This window comes from Methylomonas koyamae, assembly GCF_019669905.1.
Lineage (GTDB): Bacteria > Pseudomonadota > Gammaproteobacteria > Methylococcales > Methylomonadaceae > Methylomonas > Methylomonas koyamae.
Window position 1 is genome coordinate 3,783,196 of record NZ_AP019777.1, and the last position, 19,008, is coordinate 3,802,203.

16 protein-coding genes and 1 pseudogene are annotated in these 19,008 nt (G+C 57.9%); 10 read left to right on the plus strand and 7 right to left on the minus strand.

Annotated elements, in window-relative coordinates:
- Positions 1–71: 71 nt before the first annotated feature.
- From MKFW12EY_RS16930 to MKFW12EY_RS16940, 3 genes and pseudogenes are all read right to left on the minus strand, one after another.
- The gene (locus MKFW12EY_RS16930) at positions 72–815 is read right to left on the minus strand and encodes a hypothetical protein (protein WP_054763414.1); all 744 of its coding nucleotides are present in this window, start codon (positions 813–815) and stop codon (positions 72–74) included.
- Positions 816–895: 80 nt separating this feature from the next.
- Complete coding sequence (locus tag MKFW12EY_RS16935) at positions 896–1,348, minus strand: hypothetical protein (RefSeq protein WP_157199573.1); 453 nt, start codon at positions 1,346–1,348, stop codon at positions 896–898.
- Positions 1,349–1,655: 307 nt separating this feature from the next.
- Positions 1,656–2,204 (minus strand): annotated as a pseudogene (locus MKFW12EY_RS16940) (REP-associated tyrosine transposase).
- 138 nt (positions 2,205–2,342) lie between these two features.
- On the opposite strand from MKFW12EY_RS16940, the gene MKFW12EY_RS16945 reads away from it, so the two are divergent.
- Together MKFW12EY_RS16945 and MKFW12EY_RS16950 are read left to right on the plus strand one after the other, a co-directional pair.
- Positions 2,343–2,588: a type II toxin-antitoxin system CcdA family antitoxin gene (locus MKFW12EY_RS16945; protein WP_054763415.1), complete on the plus strand. Its 246-nt coding sequence runs from the start codon at positions 2,343–2,345 to the stop codon at positions 2,586–2,588.
- Positions 2,588–2,899, plus strand: coding sequence for a CcdB family protein (locus MKFW12EY_RS16950; protein ID WP_054763416.1), 312 nt, complete (start codon positions 2,588–2,590; stop codon positions 2,897–2,899). The genes MKFW12EY_RS16945 and MKFW12EY_RS16950 overlap by 1 nt, the downstream gene beginning before the upstream one ends.
- 95 nt (positions 2,900–2,994) lie before the next feature.
- On the opposite strand, the gene MKFW12EY_RS16955 is transcribed toward MKFW12EY_RS16950, so the two are convergent.
- The gene (locus MKFW12EY_RS16955) at positions 2,995–4,047 is read right to left on the minus strand and encodes a PspC domain-containing protein (protein ID WP_221053429.1); all 1,053 of its coding nucleotides are present in this window, start codon (positions 4,045–4,047) and stop codon (positions 2,995–2,997) included.
- Between the two features lie 222 nt (positions 4,048–4,269).
- On the opposite strand from MKFW12EY_RS16955, the gene MKFW12EY_RS16960 reads away from it, so the two are divergent.
- On the plus strand, positions 4,270–5,490 hold the full coding sequence (locus MKFW12EY_RS16960; protein ID WP_221053430.1) for a toxic anion resistance protein: 1,221 nt from the start codon (positions 4,270–4,272) through the stop codon (positions 5,488–5,490).
- Between the two features lie 6 nt (positions 5,491–5,496).
- On the opposite strand, the gene MKFW12EY_RS16965 is transcribed toward MKFW12EY_RS16960, so the two are convergent.
- Both MKFW12EY_RS16965 and MKFW12EY_RS16970 read right to left on the minus strand, forming a co-directional pair.
- Entirely contained in the window at positions 5,497–6,135 is a 639-nt protein-coding gene (locus MKFW12EY_RS16965; RefSeq protein ID WP_221053431.1) for a DUF2459 domain-containing protein, read from the minus strand.
- 39 nt (positions 6,136–6,174) lie between these two features.
- A complete protein-coding gene (locus tag MKFW12EY_RS16970) occupies positions 6,175–6,807 on the minus strand; it encodes a DUF502 domain-containing protein (RefSeq protein WP_054763762.1) in 633 nt (210 codons plus the stop codon).
- A 236-nt stretch (positions 6,808–7,043) separates the two neighbouring features.
- On the opposite strand from MKFW12EY_RS16970, the gene MKFW12EY_RS16975 reads away from it, so the two are divergent.
- The 7 genes from MKFW12EY_RS16975 (at position 7,044) to MKFW12EY_RS17005 (ending at position 18,470) form a co-directional block, all read left to right on the plus strand.
- On the plus strand, positions 7,044–7,796 hold the full coding sequence (locus MKFW12EY_RS16975; protein ID WP_064022523.1) for a proteasome-type protease: 753 nt from the start codon (positions 7,044–7,046) through the stop codon (positions 7,794–7,796).
- Positions 7,797–8,049: 253 nt separating this feature from the next.
- On the plus strand, positions 8,050–8,391 hold the full coding sequence (locus MKFW12EY_RS16980) for a hypothetical protein (RefSeq protein WP_157199687.1): 342 nt from the start codon (positions 8,050–8,052) through the stop codon (positions 8,389–8,391).
- Positions 8,392–8,792: 401 nt separating this feature from the next.
- Positions 8,793–11,324 carry a circularly permuted type 2 ATP-grasp protein gene (locus MKFW12EY_RS16985; RefSeq protein ID WP_221053432.1) on the plus strand — a complete coding sequence of 844 codons (2,532 nt, stop codon included), beginning with the start codon at positions 8,793–8,795 and terminating at the stop codon, positions 11,322–11,324.
- Positions 11,325–11,333: 9 nt separating this feature from the next.
- Positions 11,334–12,215: a transglutaminase family protein gene (locus MKFW12EY_RS16990; RefSeq protein ID WP_221053433.1), complete on the plus strand. Its 882-nt coding sequence runs from the start codon at positions 11,334–11,336 to the stop codon at positions 12,213–12,215.
- Positions 12,216–12,463: 248 nt separating this feature from the next.
- A complete protein-coding gene (locus MKFW12EY_RS16995; protein WP_221053434.1) occupies positions 12,464–16,591 on the plus strand; it encodes an EAL domain-containing protein in 4,128 nt (1,375 codons plus the stop codon).
- A gap of 81 nt (positions 16,592–16,672) precedes the next feature.
- On the plus strand, positions 16,673–17,734 hold the full coding sequence (locus tag MKFW12EY_RS17000; protein WP_054763227.1) for a hypothetical protein: 1,062 nt from the start codon (positions 16,673–16,675) through the stop codon (positions 17,732–17,734).
- A gap of 112 nt (positions 17,735–17,846) precedes the next feature.
- Positions 17,847–18,470, plus strand: coding sequence for an inorganic pyrophosphatase (locus MKFW12EY_RS17005; RefSeq protein ID WP_054763226.1), 624 nt, complete (start codon positions 17,847–17,849; stop codon positions 18,468–18,470).
- Between the two features lie 31 nt (positions 18,471–18,501).
- On the opposite strand, the gene MKFW12EY_RS17010 is transcribed toward MKFW12EY_RS17005, so the two are convergent.
- The gene (locus MKFW12EY_RS17010; RefSeq protein WP_064022529.1) at positions 18,502–18,834 is read right to left on the minus strand and encodes a DMT family transporter; all 333 of its coding nucleotides are present in this window, start codon (positions 18,832–18,834) and stop codon (positions 18,502–18,504) included.
- Positions 18,835–19,008 lie beyond the last annotated feature (174 nt).

A 19,008-nucleotide genomic window follows, 5' to 3' on the forward strand; every position in this document is an offset into this window, starting at 1 on the left:
AACTGACCGCTAGCTTAGAATTGCGAACGGCCGAATCCGAATCGATAACAGCTAGTCAGCGCTTATATGGATTAATAACTTGTACATGTAACAAAATTACCAAGAACAGAGCAATTAGTAGTTCTTATAGGATTGGTAACAATATATGTAGGTTGATTTGCGGAATAGACAACGATCGCTTGAGCTAACTCAAGTTCGGCTTTTGCTATCTCACCAACCGTTTCAAAAAATGATTGAGCTAACTTTTTGCTAACCCTGCCAACTTCAGAAATAAAAGCACTATCCGAGTCGTTTTCCTCCTTTTGTGCAAGACGCCGTTCTAAGTCATCAGCCCATTGTTTGACCTCAATTTTTAGGTCGTTTCGCATTTGCAATATTTTGTTATTAACATGTCCATATGTAGGACGAGTCGAAACAACTTCATTTACTAACGAAATTTGTTTTTTGAGCGCGTGAGACAACGCGATTGCATAGCTGGGGTCTACATTTCCAGCATCTTGAATTTGCTTGGCCATGCAATATTGATATTCGCCATACCAATCAATACCTAATTGAATATCTGATTCAGACATTGCTTCTTGATCATGCAATTGGGTGTCGCTTGGCATTTGACCAAATGCGACGGCTAACTTATCGTAAATCCGGCTGAATTTAGGATTTTTCTGGATAGGAGACCTGCAAGCTTCCGCTTTTTCAATTACATCTTTAGCTTTAATACCAATACGGATACGTTCAGACTGAGTTTTTATTGTTGAGCATCCTGCAATAGCGAAAAATAGGGATAAGGCCAATAATATCTTTATTGCCTTTTGCATTGATACTCCTTGAATACCTTTGATTATTAAGATGACAGCGACAACAAATACTTAATTTGATAAAAACGCCCGAGAGTAACTTATTGTGATAAATTTGCCATCAATCCTGCCCAATCAACATGATCCTTCATCATATTGAAATAATTTAGATCTAGATACCGACCTTTAAATTTACACTCACATAAATTTACAGCAGCCTCTATTGCTTCTTTAAGCTCTGATTTAGAGCCTCGATCTTTGATATTTATTTCTTCAATAATTTTCGGGTTCTTTCTACAGCACAACCTTTTCCTTGACTTCTTTATTCTCTTAACATCATGCTGCCAATATTCAACACGGATTTGACTGTGATATAGATATAAACGTAAATAACCAACTATTTCGTTGTACAACCAAGGGCCACCAAATTCTCGACAACACACTCCGACTAATGATAACTCTGGATGAATATTTCCTGGATTTTTCAAATTATATTGAAGCAATTTCTCGTAACCTTCGTAGGTCGGCACGCTTTTTCGGATAAAATCATCCATCTGCTCGTTATATTTGACTTCAGAAATTCGATATACAGGGATTTCAAAAAAGTAATTGTTCATTTGATATTATTAATATGTTTACCTCAACTCAATCAACTCTTTGTTAGACATATAATTTTTCCGTATAGCATGGATCGCGTCACTCTCTCCCCGCTATCTTCGATAAGTCGATTTCATGACCTCAATTCTCGGCATAGAAGCCCAATTTCACATAACGATGAAAGGCTGGGTTGAACAACCTGAAACCCAACGATCATTCCCAGCACGTAGGATGCGGTGAACAACGTGAACCGCATCGATCGCGTCACTCTCTCGCCGCTATCTTCGATAACTCGATTTCATGCCCCCAATTCTCGGCATACAAACCTAATTTCACATAACGATGAAAGCTGGAATAAGGCCAATCTTTGACTAACTGAACCCATCCATGTTTGACTGGGTTCCAATGAATATAATCGATATGCTGCCGGTAGTCGGTTTCATCGCGAATCAGATGCTCCCAGAATCGTCTCTGCCATTTATGCCCTCGGGTACACACCCCGTTCGCCTCGTTTTTCTCGACTTTTCGATATTCTCTCGCCTTTGGCGACTCGCCGGGAAAAATTGGCTTTGATTAATCCCCAGCGGGTAGAAAAATCGGAATCGCCAACCGGCAAGGTCAAAATGCAATGTAATGCTCTGGCAGCACAACTATCGCGTCAATTTCAAAAGCGTGGCGGCTTTTAACCTGGGCGAAGGCGGTTCGTAGTGGATCGATCTGGTCTGTCAACAATCGATTGCCATGACGCTCAGCCAGATTGACCGTAAAAAACCACGTGGCTCCGGGATATTGAAAGCGGCGGTAGTCTGTCATCGTTGTTATTTAGCTCCTTTCTTGATCGATGCGGTTGTTTCTTCACCGCATCCTACAGGGACTGTCTCGGAAATCGAATAGCCAAAGCCATTTAGTTGCGCATACACTGTGCGCATAAAAAATACGTGAGGTATCGTCATGCAAACCGCCGCCAACAAAATTGCCACCAAAAAAGCCGCCAATCTCAGCATCAACAGCGAGCTGTTAAACCAAGCCAAGGCTTTGCATATCAATTTATCCGCCACGCTGGAGCGCGCCTTGGCCGAAGCCATACGCGAAAAGCAACGGCAGCAATGGCTCCAAGAAAATGGCCAATCCATCGAAGACTACAATCAGCGCATCGAAGCGGAAGGTTGTTTCAGCGACAGCTTGCGGAATTTTTGATGGCGCAGTGCTCCCTGTATCGCAATGCCAACCGGCAAACCCAAAGCCGTTACCCATATCTGCTCGATATCCAGAGCGACTTGCTCGACACGCTGAAAACCCGGCTGGTGATTCCTGCCATCAAACTGGCCGAGCAAAAGCCCATTACCCGGTTGAATCCGGTTTTTGAATTCGAACAACAGCAATACTTTTTGGTGGTGCAGGAAATGGCCGCCATTCCGGTCAATAATCTCGGCGCCAAAGTGACTGAGCTGGAAACGTTACGAGGCGAAATTTTGGCGGCGGTGGATTTGTTGATTACCGGGATTTGACTGAGAAGTGTCGCGGTCGCAACTGAAAAATTTATTGCGCGTGCGTTTTCCGGTTGGTTTGGCTTGAAACTATAGGCAGGCTGGCGAGCGGGCATTCATTTCAACCAATCGTCGGCATGTTCCACAAATTTGTCGCGCAGGAAGCGGCCGTGGACCAGCAAGCCTTGGGCGTCGTGCCGATACAGGCTGGTCAGCATGTCGCGCAGAGTCCGGTCGAGCACGTCCAATTGTTCCGCCAATAAGGCATGCGCGGTTTTGCCCTGGCTCACCGGTTCGGTGCGGGCCAATGCTGGCGGCAGCGCCAGGTAGCGTTCGATGGCGCCCGGCAAGTAGTCGTGGGCGATTTGCCGCAGATTGTAAAGATTGGGATCGCTGGGGTCGGCGTCCTGCGGCAGGCGGGACAATAGGATCAGCAAGGCCTCGACGATGCCGGAGATTTTGCTGGCCACGGCGACGTCGACCCTGCCGGCCACACGGCGTTGCAGCGACTCCAGTTGTTGGCGGACCGGCAACGGCACTGCGTGCTGTGCTGTAGCCTCGGGCGTGCCCGAATTTGCCGCGGCTGCCTCGATCCGCTGGTAAAAGCGTTGTTCGGCCACGCCGCGCAACAGGTTTTCCAGCCGGTTCAATTCCTGCGCCAACCGTTCCTCGGCCCCCGTTCCGCCCGCCCCCTCCGCATAGGCCGGCGGCAGCCGCAGATAGTGTTCGAGGAGGGTCGGCAACTGTTCCAATACGGCGCGTTTGGCCGCGGCCAGTTCGTTACCATCGCGACGGGACAGGCCATCGAAATCCGGCAGCAGGCTCAGCACGAGTTGATGGATCTGCTCCAGCGCCGACCGGGCCGCAGGCTGGCTCAACCGCGCCTGGGCGTTATCGATCAATTTTTCCAGGTGCCGGGCCTTGCGCCGCAGGCGCCAGGACAATTCCGAAACCGAAGAGCGCCGCCCCGGCAGTACTATCCACAGTACCAGGTAAAGCCAGAACGTCAGGCTGAAACTGAAGAAGACGGAGCCGAGGAAAATGAAGCGGACGGCGCTGACGCCGATACCGGTATAACGCGCCAAACCGCTGCAGACGCCGCCCAGCCGGCGCCGGTCCAGGTCCCGCTCGAGTTTGCGGGTTGCGGAAGATTCCGGGAAAAAGCGCATGTAGCCCTCGAAACAAACGGTGTTCCGCTGAGCATGGCAGAAACGCGCCGAGACTGCAATTTGCCGCAGGAACCGCGGCCGATGGCAAGACGGCGCCGAAAGGCCCGAAGCTAATGGGTTATCATATTCGCCGCGGCCGCTCGCCGATCCTCGCCGGCGCTGCAAGCTTCGATTGCCGTTCCGAACCGGCGCGCGGATAACGACAGAACCCTGGAGATTACGATGAGCGACATCCCCGAATTGACCCCGCCGGAAACCCTGGCCGCACCGGCCCCGGTGCCGCCTATCGCTAAGGAGCAGGCGGTTGCCATGGTTAAACTGCCGGCCGAGACCGTCGCCAAGCTGGATGTGCGCGTCGCCGAATTCATCGATACGGTATTGGCCGAATCCAGCCAAAGCCCGGCCTTCAAAGCCAAAGTGGAAAGCGTTCATAATCTGGGCGCCAGCGAAATCAGGGAGGCTGCCGCCATTTCCAACCGGCTGCTGGCACGTCCGACCCAAGCGCTGGATGCCGGCGTGTTCAACGACGGCTCCAAAATTTCCCGTTCGCTGGTCGATCTGCGCAATCAAGTGGAAGCGCTCGATCCCAACCGCCAGGGCGACTTGCTGCAACCGCGCAAATTGCTGGGATTGATTCCGTGGGGCAACCGGCTGCACGATTATTTCCAGCAATACCAATCGGCGCAACAGCATATCGACGCCATCATCGTCGCCCTTTACGGCGGCCAGGACGAGCTGCGCAAGGACAACGCGGCCATCGAAGAAGAAAAAGTCAACGCCTGGCACACCATGGAAAAGCTGGAGCAGTACATCCACGTCGGCCGCGGCATCGACGCGGCGCTGGAGGCTAAGCTGGCCGAAATCGAACCGGCCGATCCGGAAAAAGCCCGCATCATTCGCGAAGAAATGTTGTTTTACTTACGGCAGAAGGTGCAGGACCTGATGACCCAGCTCGCCGTGACCATCCAGGGCTATCTGGCGATGGACCTGATCCGCAAGAACAATCTGGAACTGATCAAGGGCGTGGACCGGGCCACCACGACCACCGTCGCCGCCTTGCGCACCGCCGTGATCGTGGCGCAGGCGCTGGCCAACCAAAAACTGGTGTTGGATCAAATCGGCGCGCTACGCTCCACCACCGGCAACCTGATCGAAGCCACCTCCGTGCTGTTGAAGCAACAGGCCGGGCAAATCCACCAGCAAGCCGGCACCGCCGCCGTCAGCCTGGACCAACTGGCCACGGCGTTCAAAAACATCTACGACACGATGGACATGGTGGCCAATTACAAACTGGACGCCCTCGCCAACATGAAACAAACCGTAGCGGCGCTGAGCACCGAAATCGACAAGACCAAAGCCTATCTGGACAAGACCCGCGAGAACACGGTGCAGGAAACCAAACAGAGTTTACAGATCGCGGCCGACGACGACATCGTGTTGTGACGGCCGTTACCGGCGCGGCGCGGCCGACTCCAGCCGCCGCGCCCGTGCCAGCAACTGGCCGGTCGTGAACGGCGGCGGCCAGCCCATGGTGTACCCCGCGGACTCCAGGGCAGAGGCTACCCAGGTATTACAGTTGTTGAACAGGTGGAATCCGCCGCCGGCGGCATAAAATAGACTGTCAGCCGCCAAGCCGCGCCGCAGCGCCAGGGCTTTGGCCATCCCTGCTTCGCGTCGGAAACTGCCATGGATGAAGGCGACCAGTTTTAAGAAGCGATCGCGCGGAACCTGCAACCGAACCATCTCGACCCCGGCAAAGCGCTCGCCGACGCTGCCGTGAATGCCCTCGACATGCAGCACTCCGGCAGCGGAACAGCATGCGGCGTGCAATAACAGCCAAACGCCGGGGTCGCTCGCTTGGTAATAATCCCGGTCGCCCCAGCCCAATTCCAGATAATCCGCGCCGGGAAAATCGGCGCTTTCCGGCAGCAAGCCGGTTCGCGGCAATGCAATACCGGCATGCCAGCCGTGGCCGACCAGATAAACCGGCAGTGTGGCTTCGCCAACTGCGGGCGGTGGGTTTACCGGCCCGGAGCATCCAGCGCAAAGCAGTAAGGCCGCCACCAGGCGGGCACTACGCCGCAACATGGCTCTGCAATCCGCGGACCGGATTTTCAAGTGCGGCGCCTAACGCGGCAAGCTCAAGGATTCGTGCGACTTGGGAAAATCGGAGCCGATGCTGACGACGAAACTGGTGACGTCCTCCAAATTCAGTTCCGATTTCACGACCTTCGATTCGTCGACGATGACGGTAAAGCCGTTGGTCGGATTCGGCGAAGTCGGGATATACAGCACATATCGATTGCCTTCGCGGTTGGTAACGTAGGCCGGCACCCAGACGCCGTCCTTGGGATATTCCACGTAAACCACCTCGCGAATCCGGTTATCGCCCTGGCCGCGAAACATCTCGATCACCTTCTTGCTGACCCGGTAAACGCCGCGCAGGAACGGCACCCGTTCGATCAGCATATCGAATATGGAGATGACCAACGACTGCCGATGCTTGGCAATCTCATTGCCGATGTACGCCAACAGGGCGTAGACCGCGGCGAAAACGACCGCGGCCAGCCAGTAATGCCCGATCCATCCCCTGATATCGAAGACGGTCTGGAGCACAAAATCGACCAGCCAGACGAAAATCTGCACCACGATGTAAACCGGCAAAACCGCCAAAATCCCGATCAGGACGTGGTTGAACGAGGTTTTAACCAAAGCCAGGCTTTGGCGAATCAAGGTTTGTGAGTTGGGTTGTTGCGACATATTGCGACCCTCCGCAATCGACTATAACCATAAACCGGCCGGATTCGCGGCCGGTTCCCCGAGCGCTACTTTTTGGGACGAGAAGCATGCTCGCGAACATTAGGGCATTGGAAACAATAAATGTTCCGTTAGGGCCGCCCTCTGGCTCTCGGCCTCAATCGGCCGCGGCCGGCGTTGGCCTTTGCGGTTTATCTCTAGTACACTGCGGTTAACCTAATGTTTCAGACTCTGCGCTCATGACTTACTGTATCGCCGTCTCTCTGAAGGACGGCTTGGTATTAACCTCGGATTCCAGAACCAACGCCGGCATCGACAACGTCAGTACCTACGGCAAGATGCATGCGTTCACCACGGCCAGCGACCGCAAGATCATCTTGCTCAGCGCCGGCAATCTGGCCACCACGCAGGCGGTGATCGACCAATTGAAGCGAGACATTAAAGAGCAGGCCGAAGTCAACCTGGACAGCGTTACCTATTTGTCCGAAGCGGCCGACTACCTCGGCCACATCAGCGTCGAAAAACAGCGCCGCCACGCCGATTCCGGCCAAAGCAGCTTTAACCCGTCGGCCACTTTTATCCTGGCCGGACAGATCGGCCAGGAGCCGCACGGCGCCTATCTGGTCTATCCGGAAGGCAATTGCATCACGACCTCCCGCCAAACCCCTTATTTGCAGATCGGCGAAAACAAATACGGCAAACCGGTGCTGGACCGGTTTCTGAAAATCGATACCTCGCTGCACGAAGCCGGCCGCTGCTGTCTGATTTCGATGGACTCGACCATGCGCAGCAACGCCAGCGTCGGTGCGCCGGTGGAACTGCTGATTTACCACAAGGACAGCCTGGCCTTGGACGAGTATTACTGCTTCCAGGAAGACAACGAGTATTTGATCCAACTCCGGCGCATGTGGCACGAAAAACTGAAGGAAGCATTCGCCACACTGCCGCAATTCAGCAAGGACGATTCCCGGCCGCTGCCGGTGAGTTGCTGACCGGCCAATCCGGGCGCCGGCTGGCGCCCGCCGCTACCGCTCCGCCCAACCGAATATTTGCCCGCCCCGCACCCGGCCCAACCTACAGTTAGCCCGGCTTGTCCGCCGCACTGACGGCCGAAAAAAAATTTCCGAGAACCCCTACGCAAATCGAAAAATTTGCCTATACTTTTCCGTGCGTTACAGGCCGTTTTTTAAGCCTTTTACACTGTAGAACTCGTGATCCAGGCCCTCCGGGCTTGAGGAGAGTGTCATGAACACACTACCTGTTTCCCGCCCCGCCGGACTGTTGGCCGCCATCGTTCTGGCCGCAGCCTGCCCTCTCGCCGCCCACGCCGCCCCCAAATCGGCGCCGCCAGCGGAATCGCGCCCGGAATTGATTCTGAGCATGCCGTCGGACCGCTGGCTGGGCGAACAGCCGCAAAGCGGCCCGACATTGGCCGATAACCGCGAGCAAAACCTGATTGCCGCCGGTAAAAACCGCAAATCCAAGGTCGACGTCGCCTGCAATATGGATTTGAACGAAAATACCGTCGGCGGCACCGCGCTCAGCGAGCGCCTCGGCGGCAATTGCGAATTCGGTTACCGCTACTGAAACCGGAATAGCCGCACCCGGCGGCAACCGCCGGATCGCCCCGATCTTGCGCGTAGCGGTCCGGATTGGCGCAGACTTGGCAAGACCACGCATCGCCGCTGCGGCCGCCGGCCGCGATGCCTATACCCCACCGCGCCGACATCTGCCGCTTATGGTGCGCCGCGCGCCAAAGCCGTGCAAACATCCGCCATTGCCGCCGACTCCCGCCCCGCTCGCTGCAACCGGCTTGCCCCCTCCGGCCCCGCACAGCCAGCGGCTTCCTGCCCTGGCCCCGTCAGCGAAATCCGTTCCGAAGTCGGCGCGCGGCACGGCTCTTGCTGGCGATTTTGGCGGTACCGGCCAGCACGCCGAGCAGGCTACTATCGATTGCGTAATTTGCGCTAAACCGGCAAACTCAAAACATGACCACTTTCAGCCTGCCAGAATCTTTCGCATCCGAATACCGCCTGGAGCCTGACGGCTACGACGAAATGCTGGACGAAACCGGCCGGATTCGCGCGCATTGGCTGCATCTAATGCAAGCTCTGATCCAGCTCGGCCCAGACGAAGTTTCCCAGCGCCACCGCGAGGCGCTGCGGCTGTTGCGGGAGAACGGCGTCACCTACAACGTCTACGGCGACCCGGACGGCGCCAGCCGGCCCTGGCGGCTGGATCCGGTGCCGCTGCTGGTCTCCAGCGACGAATGGTTCGACATCGAAGCCGGCCTGTTGCAACGCGCCGAATTGCTGAATCTAATCCTGGCCGACCTGTACGGCCCGCGGCAACTGGTCAAAAAAAATCTGTTGCCGCTGGAGCTGGTCTACAACCACGGCGGCTTCTTGCGGGTGTGCGACCAGGTACGCCTGGCCGGCCAGCACCAACTGATTTTGTACGCCGCCGATCTGGCGCGCGGCCCGGACCGGAAGATGTGGGTACTGGGCGACCGCACCCAAGCTCCGTCCGGCGCCGGCTACGCGCTGGAAAACCGGCTGGCGATGTCGCGGGTACTGCCCAGCCTGTTTCGCGACAACCAGGTACACCGGCTGGCGCGTTTCTTCCAATCGCTGCGCGCCGGCCTGAACGCGGTGGCGCCGAAGCGCAGCGAATTGCCGCGGGTCGTGGTATTGACGCCGGGGCCGTTGAACGAAACCTTTTTCGAACATGCCTATCTGGCCGCCTACCTGGGCTATGCGCTGGTGCAGGGCGACGACCTGACCGTACGCGACGGCTGCGTCTGGCTGAAATCCTTGACCGGTCTGCAGCGGGTGGACGTGATCCTGCGCCGGGTCGACGACAATTACTGCGATCCGCTGGAACTGCGCGAGGATTCCCGGTTGGGCGTGCCCGGATTATTGGATGTGGTGCGGCGCGGCAACGTCGCCATCGCCAACCCGTTGGGCAGCGGCGTATTGGAAAACCCGGGCCTGATGGCCTTCCTGCCCGGTATCGCCGAATACTTCCTGGGCCAACCGTTAAAATTGAATTCGATTGCGACCTGGTGGTGCGGGCAAAGCCGCGAATTGAGCTACGTGTTGGCCAATCTGCCGCGGCTGGTGATCAAGCCGATTTACCGCAAACCCGGCGAGCACGCCGTGTTCGGCCATAAATTGAGCAAAGCCGAACTCGCGGCCTGGCGCCAGCGGATCCAGGCCCGGCCGGCCTTTTACGTCGGCCAGGAATACGAAAGCTTTTCCACTGCACCCAGCCTGGCCGACGGCGGCTACCAGCCGCGGCAGTCGTTATTGCGCTGTTTCATGGTGGCCAGAGCCGACGGCTATACCTTGATGCCGGGCGGCTTGACCCGCAGCGCCCGCAGCTACGGCGAAATGTTGATCACGAACCAAATGGGCAGCATCAGCAAGGATACCTGGGTCATCGCCAGCGAACCGCAGCTCGGCTCGCTACCGCAAGCCGGCGATAGCGGCCTCAGCGGCCACGCCAGCGCGCTGCCCAGCCGCGCCGCCGACAACATTTTCTGGGTCGGCCGCAACGCCGAGCGCGCCGAAGGCGGCATTCGGTTGATGCGGGCCACGATCAAAAAATTATTCATCAACCCGGAACGCGACAATCCCGATTACCAAAGCAGCATGCATACCCTGCTGCGCTGCGTGACCGGCACCACCGGCGCCTACCCCGGTTTCTTCGGCGAAGACGCCGAAGACTTGTTGAAGGCGCCGGAAGCCGAGTTGCTGGCCCTGGCCACCGACGCCGAGCGCATCGGCAGCCTGCCCGACACCATCAACCGCATGGCGCAGTCGGCCTATGCCGTGCGCGACCTGTGGTCGTCGGATACCTGGCGGGTGGTCGACGAAATCGAAGAACAAATCGCCGCCGCGCAACGCCTGCGCAAGTCCGGGCTCTGGTCGATGCAGGAACAAATGGACCAACTGGTCACCACCTTGTCCGCGTTCAGCGGGCTGGCGATGGAAAGCATGACCCGCGGCGACGGCTGGCTGTTTCTGGATATCGGCCGCCGCCTGGAACGCGGCCTGCAACTGGTATCGCTGTTGCGCACGGCCTTTGCCCAAGCGCAAAGCGAAGCCGCCGAAACCCGGCTGATCGAATCCTTGCTGGACAGCAGCGACAATTTGATTTGCTACCGGCAACACTACCGCGCCAACCTGGAGCTGGCGCCTTTCCTGGAATTGTTATTGCTGGACCCGAACAATCCGCGTTCGCTGGCCTACCAAATCGCCCGGCTGCAGGAGCACGTCGGCAAGTTGCCGCGCGAGGCCGGCAACCGCCGCATCAGCGCCGAGGAACGGTTGTTGCTGGAAGCCAGTTGCATTCTGCACATTGCCAACGTCGAAGAATTGCAGACCGTCGCCGAAAACGGCAGCCGCGAAGCGCTGGACAGCCAACTCGGCAAGATATACGGGCTGCTGGCCAACCTGTCGGAAACGCTGACGGCAACCTATTTCCGCCACGGCGCTGCGCCGCAATCGCTGTCTTGAGGGCTTGCCATGCGCTACCGGGTTACCCATACCACCGCTTACAACTACCAGCAAACGGTAGGCCTGTCCTACAACGAAGTGCGGATGCTGCCGCGGCCGAGTCCGAACCAACAGGTCATCGACACCAAATTGCAGATTTCGCCGGCGCCGTGCGACTACCGGGTACGCACCGATTTTTTCGGCAACCAGGTGGCCTGGTTTTCGATCCGCGAACCGCACCTGACCTTTCAAGTCACCGCGGTCAGCGAAGTCCGGGTCATTCGCCAGCCGGCGCAAACGGACCTGGGCCACGGCATCGGCTGGGAAACGGCCAGGGAGATACTGCGTAGCGCCACCGGCGATTCGGCCGTCGACGCCCGCCAGTACGCGCTGGATTCGCCGCTGGTCAATGCCGATCCCGATCTGGCAGCCTACGCCCAACCATCGTTTGTGCCCGGCAGATCCCTGCCCGAAGCGATACACGACTTGATGCAGCGCATCCACCGCGATTTCACTTTCGATCCGGAATTCACCAATTTGGCTACGCCGCTGGCGACGGTGTTGGAGCACCGCCGCGGCGTCTGCCAGGATTTTGCCCATCTGGCCATCGGTTGCATCCGCTCGCAGGGGCTGGCGGCGCGTTACGTCAGCGGTTACATCGAAACGTTACCGCCGCCCGGCCAAGCCAAACTGGTCGGTGCCGACGCTTCCCACGCCTGGTTTTCGGTGTATTTGCCGGACCTGGGCTGGATGGACTTCGACCCGACCAACAACCAGACGCCCGGCGACCGGCATATCGTCGTCGCCTGGGGCCGCGACTACAGCGACGTCACGCCGTTGAAAGGCGTAATTTTCGGCGGCCAGGACCACGAATTGAGCGTCAGCGTCGAAGTGGAAAATCTCGGCCTCTAACTTAAGCGCCACCGCCGCTGCCCGGACCCAGCGCGCAGCAAACCGCTCAAATCGTAGCGTTTCGACACCTATAGCTGGCGCCGCCCGACTAACGTGCGCCCTGCCGGCCGCCGCGTCCGCCGATTTTCCTCCGGGACGCCCTGCAGATTTACCGCTGCGGCCGATGGCAAAACCTTGCGGTTTATGAGATAAACGACGGGCTTCGGCAATCCGGGCCTCGGCCTCTCGCTTTAACCCAAGGTAATTGTTTGCAACGTCTAACCCTCTCATTTAACGGCAATCTGGCCGCGGCAACCGGCCTGGCACTGGCGTACGCGCTGGCAGCAAAACTGGCACTCGATTTTTTTACGCTCCACCGCGCGGTTGCCGTCATCTGGCCGGCCAGCGGCATTGCCTTGGGCGGTTTATTGCTGGGCGGCAAAAAATGGTGGCCCGCCGTCTTCGCCGGCTCACTGGCCGGCAATATTTGGGCCGGCTGCCCGGCACCGGCGGCATTTTTCATCGCCGGCGGCGCGACGCTATCGGCACTGGCCGGCCACGCTTTGCTGCACAACCCTGCGACGACCTGGTTGCAGACGCCGCAGGATTATTTACGGTTAGTGCTGTGCGGCGGTCTGGCCTCGGTCATCTCGGCCTTCTGCGGCGCTACCACACTACGGATTTTCGGGCTGGTTCCGCCCGCACAATGGGCGGACAATTGGCTGAACTGGTGGTTGGCGGACGTGCTCGGCATCGCCATCGCCAGCCCGATCCTGCTGCTGCGGCACTACCGGCCCGCCACGGGCTGGAGCGCATGGCGCTTAGGCCACGCCGCGGCTTATCTGGCCGCCGCCATTATGGCCGGCCACATTATTTTTCTGCATTGGCCGCTGCACCCCGGCGATTTCGGCAAAGCGTTCTACCTATTCGCCTTCATCGGTTACGGCGCGTTGAATTTCGGCCTGCCCGGCGTGTTGCCGTTGGTTGCGGCAATGGCGCTGCAAGCGGCATTCAGTGTCGCACTGGGCATCGGCTATTTCGCGGATACCGACCCGCATAGCGGCCTGTACCTGGAATGGTCGTACTTATTGATCACCGCCGTGCTGGGCATCCTGTTGGCTTTAGCCATCGAAAACCACCAACGCGCCGAGCGGGCCGCCAAATCGCTGGGCGAATTCAACCGGCAGATTCTGGAGTCGCTGCTGGAAGGCGTAATCGTCTACGACGAGCACGGCCGCTTCAAACTCTGGAACCGTTTCATGCAAGCCATGACCGGCATCACGGAAGCCGACTGCCTGGGCCGAACGCCGCTGGAAATATTCCCGTGGCTGGCGCGCACCGAGATTCCGGCCGGGATAACCCGCGCACTGCAAGGCGAAACCGTCCACCACGCACCGTTCCAGTCCACAGACGGTCGCTGGCTCAGTTCGGTGCAGACGCCGCTACGCGACGCGGACAATAGCATTGTCGGCGTACTGGAATTGGTCAAGGACGAATCGTCTCAAATCCAGTTCGGCCAATCGCTGTCGGCCTCGGAAGCGCGTTTCAAAAGCATATTGGACAACACCCCGACCGTGATTTTCACAAAGGGGCGGGACGGCATTTACCAAATGGTCAACCGCCAATTCGCCGCTATCTTCGGGATGAACGAAGCCGATATCCGCGGCCGTTGCGACAACGATCTGTTCCCGGCCGACATCGCCCAGACTTTGCGCAACAACGACCGCATGGTGCAGCAAACCCGGCAGCCCTTGATATTCGAAGAAACCATCCAGCATCGCGACGGAACCGAACACATTTACCTGTCGCACAAGTTTCCGCTACTCAATCCCGAAGGCGACCTTTACGCAGTGTGCGGCATTTCTACCGACATCAGCGAACGCAAGGCCGCCGAAAAGTTGATCAAGGAAAGCGAACGCCGCTGGAAATTTGCACTGGAAAGCGGCGGCGACGGCGTCTGGGATTGGGATCTGACCAGCGGCAAAGTGTTTTTGTCGCCGCGCTGCATGGAGATTCTGAACTTCAGCGAACAGGACAGCCGCAACAATTTCCGCGAATGGGAAACCACGATCCATCCGGAAGACAGTCCGAAACTGATGGCCGATTTACAAACGCATCTGGACAATTTGAGCGAACGCTTCAGCAACGAGCACCGGGTCCGCTTCGGCGACGGTTGGCGCTGGATCCTGACCCGCGGCTTGGTCATCGAGCGCGACGCCAACGGCAAGGCGTTGCGCATGATCGGCACCCAGACCGATATCTCCGAACGCAAGCAATTGCAATGGCTGCAAATGGAAAGAATCGTCAGGGGCTCACCGGAACCGACACTGCTGGTCGCCGCCGACGGCTCCATCCTGCTCGCCAACCAACCGGCGGCGACGGTTTTCCGCTACACGCTCGATGGTTTGCTCGGCTGTAACGTCGACGATTTGGTGCCGTTTCCGGCCAGCCTGAACCATGCCGCGTTGCGCGAAAAATTCATGCGCGAAGACAAAGCCCGGCCGATGAGCGCGAACCGCTTACTGTGGGCGCTGCGTGCCGACGGCAGCCAGTTCCCGGTCGAAATCAGTCTGAATCCGCTCGAGGTCAACAATCAGCGCACCGTCTTGGTTTCGGTACACGACATCAGCGAACGCAAACGGCTGGAACGGGATATGCAATTGATGGCAATGATCCACAAAGCCATCGGCGAAGCGGTGATGGTGGCCGACGCCGACAACCGGATTCTAGCGATCAACGACGCCTTCACCCAACTGACCGGATATACCGAGGAGGAAGTGGTCGGCAAATCCACCGATATTTTGAAATCCGGCCGCCACGGCCCGGATTTCTACCAGCATATGTGGCATTCGCTAATGCAAACCGGCCACTGGCAAGGCGAAATCTGGAATAAACGCAAGAACGGCGAGATTTACCACGAATGGCTGGTAATCAACAGTATCTATAGCGAACGCGGCGAACTGGAGCGGCGGGTAGCGATGTTCTCGGAAATCACCGAGCAAAAGCACATCGAGCAAGCCATCTGGCGCCAGGCCAATTTCGATCCGCTGACCGATCTGGCCAACCGCCGCATGTTCCAGGACCGGCTGAACCAGGAAATCAAAAAAGCCGCGCGCGACCGCAACAGCCTGGCGGTGATGCTGCTGGACCTGGACCGGTTCAAGGAAATCAACGACACCTTGGGCCACGGCATGGGCGACGTGCTGCTGAAAGAAGCCGCCAATCGCCTGCTCGGCTGCGTCCGCGAAGTCGATACGGTGGCGCGCCTAGGCGGCGACGAGTTCACCATCATCCTCGGCGAACTGGAATCGGAATCCGATACCGACCGGGTGGCGCAGGCGATTCTGCACAGCCTCAGCGAACCGTTCCGCCTCGGCGAGGAATTGGCCTATATCTCGGTCAGTATCGGCATCACCCTGTATCCGCAGGACGCTGCGACTCCCGAGCAATTGATGAAAAACGCCGACCAGGCCATGTACAACGCCAAGCAGCAGGGACGCAACCGCTACAGCTACTTCACCGCCGAAATGGAACAAGTCGCACAAAACCGGATGCGGCTGACCAACGATCTGCGCCTAGCCTTGGTCAACGGCGAATTCGAATTGAACTACCAACCGGTGGTGGACCTGGCCACCGGTTTCATGCACAAAGCCGAAGCGCTGTTGCGCTGGCACCATCCCAAGCGCGGCATGGTCAGTCCGGCCGAGTTCATTCCGTTGGCCGAAGAAACCGGCCTGATCGTCGACATCGGCGACTGGGTGTTCCGCGTCGCCGCCCAACAAATTGCCCTCTGGCGCGCGAGCCATGCGCCGGATTTCAAAATCAGCGTCAACAAATCGCCGGTGCAATTCGCCCGCCACAACCGCGGCGACAGCCAATGGCTGGCTTATATGCAATCGCTGGGGCTGGCCGGCCAGGCCATCGTCATCGAAATCACCGAGGGCCTGCTGCTGGATGCCGACCACGCGGTCCGCGACCATTTGTACGCCTACCGCGACGCCGGCGTACAGGTGGCGATCGACGACTTCGGCACCGGTTATTCGTCGCTGTCTTACCTTAAAAAATTCGACATCGATTATCTGAAAATCGACCAAAGTTTCGTGCGCAACCTGGATTCGGACACCAGCGACCTGATTCTGTGCGAAGCGATCATCGTGATGGCCCACAAACTGGGCCTGAAAGTGGTCGCCGAGGGCATCGAGACCCAAACACAAATGGAGCTGTTGCGCGCAGCCGGTTGCGATTTCGGCCAGGGCTACCTGTTTTCCAAACCGTTAGCGGCCGCAGAATTCGTGCACCTGTTCGGCACCAACCTGTTGGCCGGGCAAACAGCGCCCGCCGCCCGCGCCGATTCCAGCATCGCCAAATTGTTCGGCGGCGAACAACGCCGCGATTGACGGTTGTCAAACTGCGGCCGATGGCCGACACTTAGCGCAGAAACGGGCGGCAACCCGGCGCCCGGCCGCAAAGGAGCTTACATGCCGATTATTCCGATCAAAACGCCAGTCGTTGCCGTAACGCTACTGGCCAGTTTTCTGGTTGCCGCACCGGCTGCGGCCCAGGATGCGCCGTCCCCGCAACAGGCCTTGCAGAGTTTCGGTATCGGCGCCGAACAGATCGTCCAGTTGCAACGCGGCGAAATCGTCGGTTACGACGTCAGCGAAACCAGCCAAAAAGAATTGGCGATAGGCGTGGCGATGCTGTTGCCGGTGCCGTTGGCGCAGATTGCCGATTACATCAAAAAAGGCCATATGAATGCGATCGAAAGCGACATCGTAGCCAGCGCCACGCTCGGCCCGAACCCGAGCAGCGACAGCTTTAAAAAATTCGCCTACACCGACAAACAACTCGACGAAGCCAAAGCCTTTCTGGCCGCCGAAGCCGGCGACGAATTCAATCTTTCCAACGCCGAATTGGCCAGCTTGAAAAGCCTGCAAGCAGAACTGGAAGACGCCGACGACAAGACGCTGTTGAAAACGGCAAACCAGAAGTACCGCGAATTCTTGCTGCAGCGTTTGTCGGCGTACAAGAAAAACGGCCTGAACGGCATAGCCCCATACGCCCGCGATGGCGGCAGCGCCGATCCGGCCGCCGAATTGCGCACCGATGCGGTCAACAGCAAGGCCTGGGCCCGTTATTTTCCGGAACTGCAACAAGCCTGGCTGAACTATCCGGCCGCGTTGCCGGGCAACGCATCCGAGCAATTCATCTGGTTGAACCGCCGGGTCGAAGACCGGCCGACGCCGATTTTGAACCATCGCGTCATCGCCGTTGGCGAAACCGGCGGTATTGTCATCTCCCGCCAGTTTTACGTCGGCCATTCCTATAACTCCAGCCAGGTCGTCGCCGGCGGCCTGCCCTACCAAGACGGTACCCTGGTGTTTTATTCGATCCGCAGTTCCACCGACCAGGTGGCCGGGATCGGCAGCAGCCTGAAACATTCGATCGGCCGCGAGCAAATGAAAAAGGAGATGGTCAAACGCCTGCAGCGGCTGAATAAAGATTTGAAGCGCAAACCGGCCACCGTCGCCGCCGAATAAGCCGGCCGGGTCAGGTTTATCGGCAAACCGCACCAACATTCGCCGGCTGCAGATTCTCCCTATCCGGGCGAATCTGCCAGGCGACCCGTTTCCCCCTAGCCACAAAACCCTGATGAACATTAAACACAAAGCACACCCCTGGCACGGCATCCATCCCGGCGACAATGCGCCGGACATCGTCACGGCCTTCATCGAAATCGTGCCGTCGGACACGGTCAAATACGAAATCGATAAGGAAAGCGGTTACCTGAAGATCGACCGGCCGCAGAAGTTTTCCAACATGATTCCGACGCTATACGGCTTCATTCCGCGCAGTTATTGTGCGGAACGGATTGCCGAATTTGCCGCCAGCCGTTCCGGCCGCGAAGTGACCAAGGGCGACGGCGACCCGCTGGATATTTGCGTATTGAGCGAACGTAGCGTGACCCACGGCGACATTTTGCTGCAGGCGATTCCGATCGGCGGCTTCCGGCTGCTGGACGGTGGCGAGGCCGACGACAAGATCATCGCCGTGATGAAAGGCGACGAGTTTTACCGGCAATGGCGCGACGTGTCGGACTGTCCGGAGTCCTACATCAACCGGCTGAAACATTATTTTCTGACCTACAAACATTTGCCCAGCGAAAAGAACGTCTGCGAGATCACCCACGTCTACAACCGCGAAGAAGCCCATGAAGTGATCAAGCGAGCCATAGCCGATTACCAATACCACTTCGGCTGCCAGGACGACGAATAAACCGGGCCCGGTTCGGCCGGCAATATAGGGTTTACAGGCTGGCGGCCTTGGAAAACACCCGGATCACGACCACGCCTGACACGATCAGAAACATGCCGGCCAGCGCCGGAATATCCAAGCGCTGGCCGAACAACAGCCAACCCAGCGACGCAATCAAAACGATGCCGACGCCGGCCCAGACCGCGTAGACGATACCGATCGGGATAGAGCGCAAGGCCAGCGATAGGCAGAAAAAAGACACCGCGTAGCCGGCCACCACGATCAGCGCCGGCCAAAACCGGGTAAAACCGTCGCTGGCTTTCAGCGCCGAAGTCGCCACCACCTCGCTGCCGATCGCCACGGCTAATAACAACCACGGGTTCATATTCACCTACCTGTTTATGGAACGTCCCCGACATTATTAGCCCGAATTGGCTGGCCCGGTCAACGCCGAGCAGGTCGGCATGGCGCGCAGCAATACGGAAGGCAAAGGCCGCAGCAGTTCCAAACCGACATATAGTCTATTGCCGAATTCGCTGGTTTATTAATGGCGCCGATT

Coding starts and splice junctions, on each gene's coding strand:
- MKFW12EY_RS17005 (WP_054763226.1), top strand. CDS start 17,847: ATGAACATTAAACACAAAGCACACCCCTGGCACGGCATCCATCCCGGC.
- MKFW12EY_RS16945 (WP_054763415.1), top strand. CDS start 2,343: ATGCAAACCGCCGCCAACAAAATTGCCACCAAAAAAGCCGCCAATCTC.
- MKFW12EY_RS16955 (WP_221053429.1), bottom strand. CDS start 4,047: ATGCGCTTTTTCCCGGAATCTTCCGCAACCCGCAAACTCGAGCGGGAC.
- MKFW12EY_RS16970 (WP_054763762.1), bottom strand. CDS start 6,807: ATGTCGCAACAACCCAACTCACAAACCTTGATTCGCCAAAGCCTGGCT.
- MKFW12EY_RS16980 (WP_157199687.1), top strand. CDS start 8,050: ATGAACACACTACCTGTTTCCCGCCCCGCCGGACTGTTGGCCGCCATC.
- MKFW12EY_RS16960 (WP_221053430.1), top strand. CDS start 4,270: ATGAGCGACATCCCCGAATTGACCCCGCCGGAAACCCTGGCCGCACCG.
- MKFW12EY_RS17010 (WP_064022529.1), bottom strand. CDS start 18,834: ATGAACCCGTGGTTGTTATTAGCCGTGGCGATCGGCAGCGAGGTGGTG.
- MKFW12EY_RS17000 (WP_054763227.1), top strand. CDS start 16,673: ATGCCGATTATTCCGATCAAAACGCCAGTCGTTGCCGTAACGCTACTG.
- MKFW12EY_RS16950 (WP_054763416.1), top strand. CDS start 2,588: ATGGCGCAGTGCTCCCTGTATCGCAATGCCAACCGGCAAACCCAAAGC.
- MKFW12EY_RS16985 (WP_221053432.1), top strand. CDS start 8,793: ATGACCACTTTCAGCCTGCCAGAATCTTTCGCATCCGAATACCGCCTG.
- MKFW12EY_RS16930 (WP_054763414.1), bottom strand. CDS start 815: ATGCAAAAGGCAATAAAGATATTATTGGCCTTATCCCTATTTTTCGCT.
- MKFW12EY_RS16990 (WP_221053433.1), top strand. CDS start 11,334: ATGCGCTACCGGGTTACCCATACCACCGCTTACAACTACCAGCAAACG.
- MKFW12EY_RS16935 (WP_157199573.1), bottom strand. CDS start 1,348: ATGGATGATTTTATCCGAAAAAGCGTGCCGACCTACGAAGGTTACGAG.
- MKFW12EY_RS16965 (WP_221053431.1), bottom strand. CDS start 6,135: ATGTTGCGGCGTAGTGCCCGCCTGGTGGCGGCCTTACTGCTTTGCGCT.
- MKFW12EY_RS16975 (WP_064022523.1), top strand. CDS start 7,044: ATGACTTACTGTATCGCCGTCTCTCTGAAGGACGGCTTGGTATTAACC.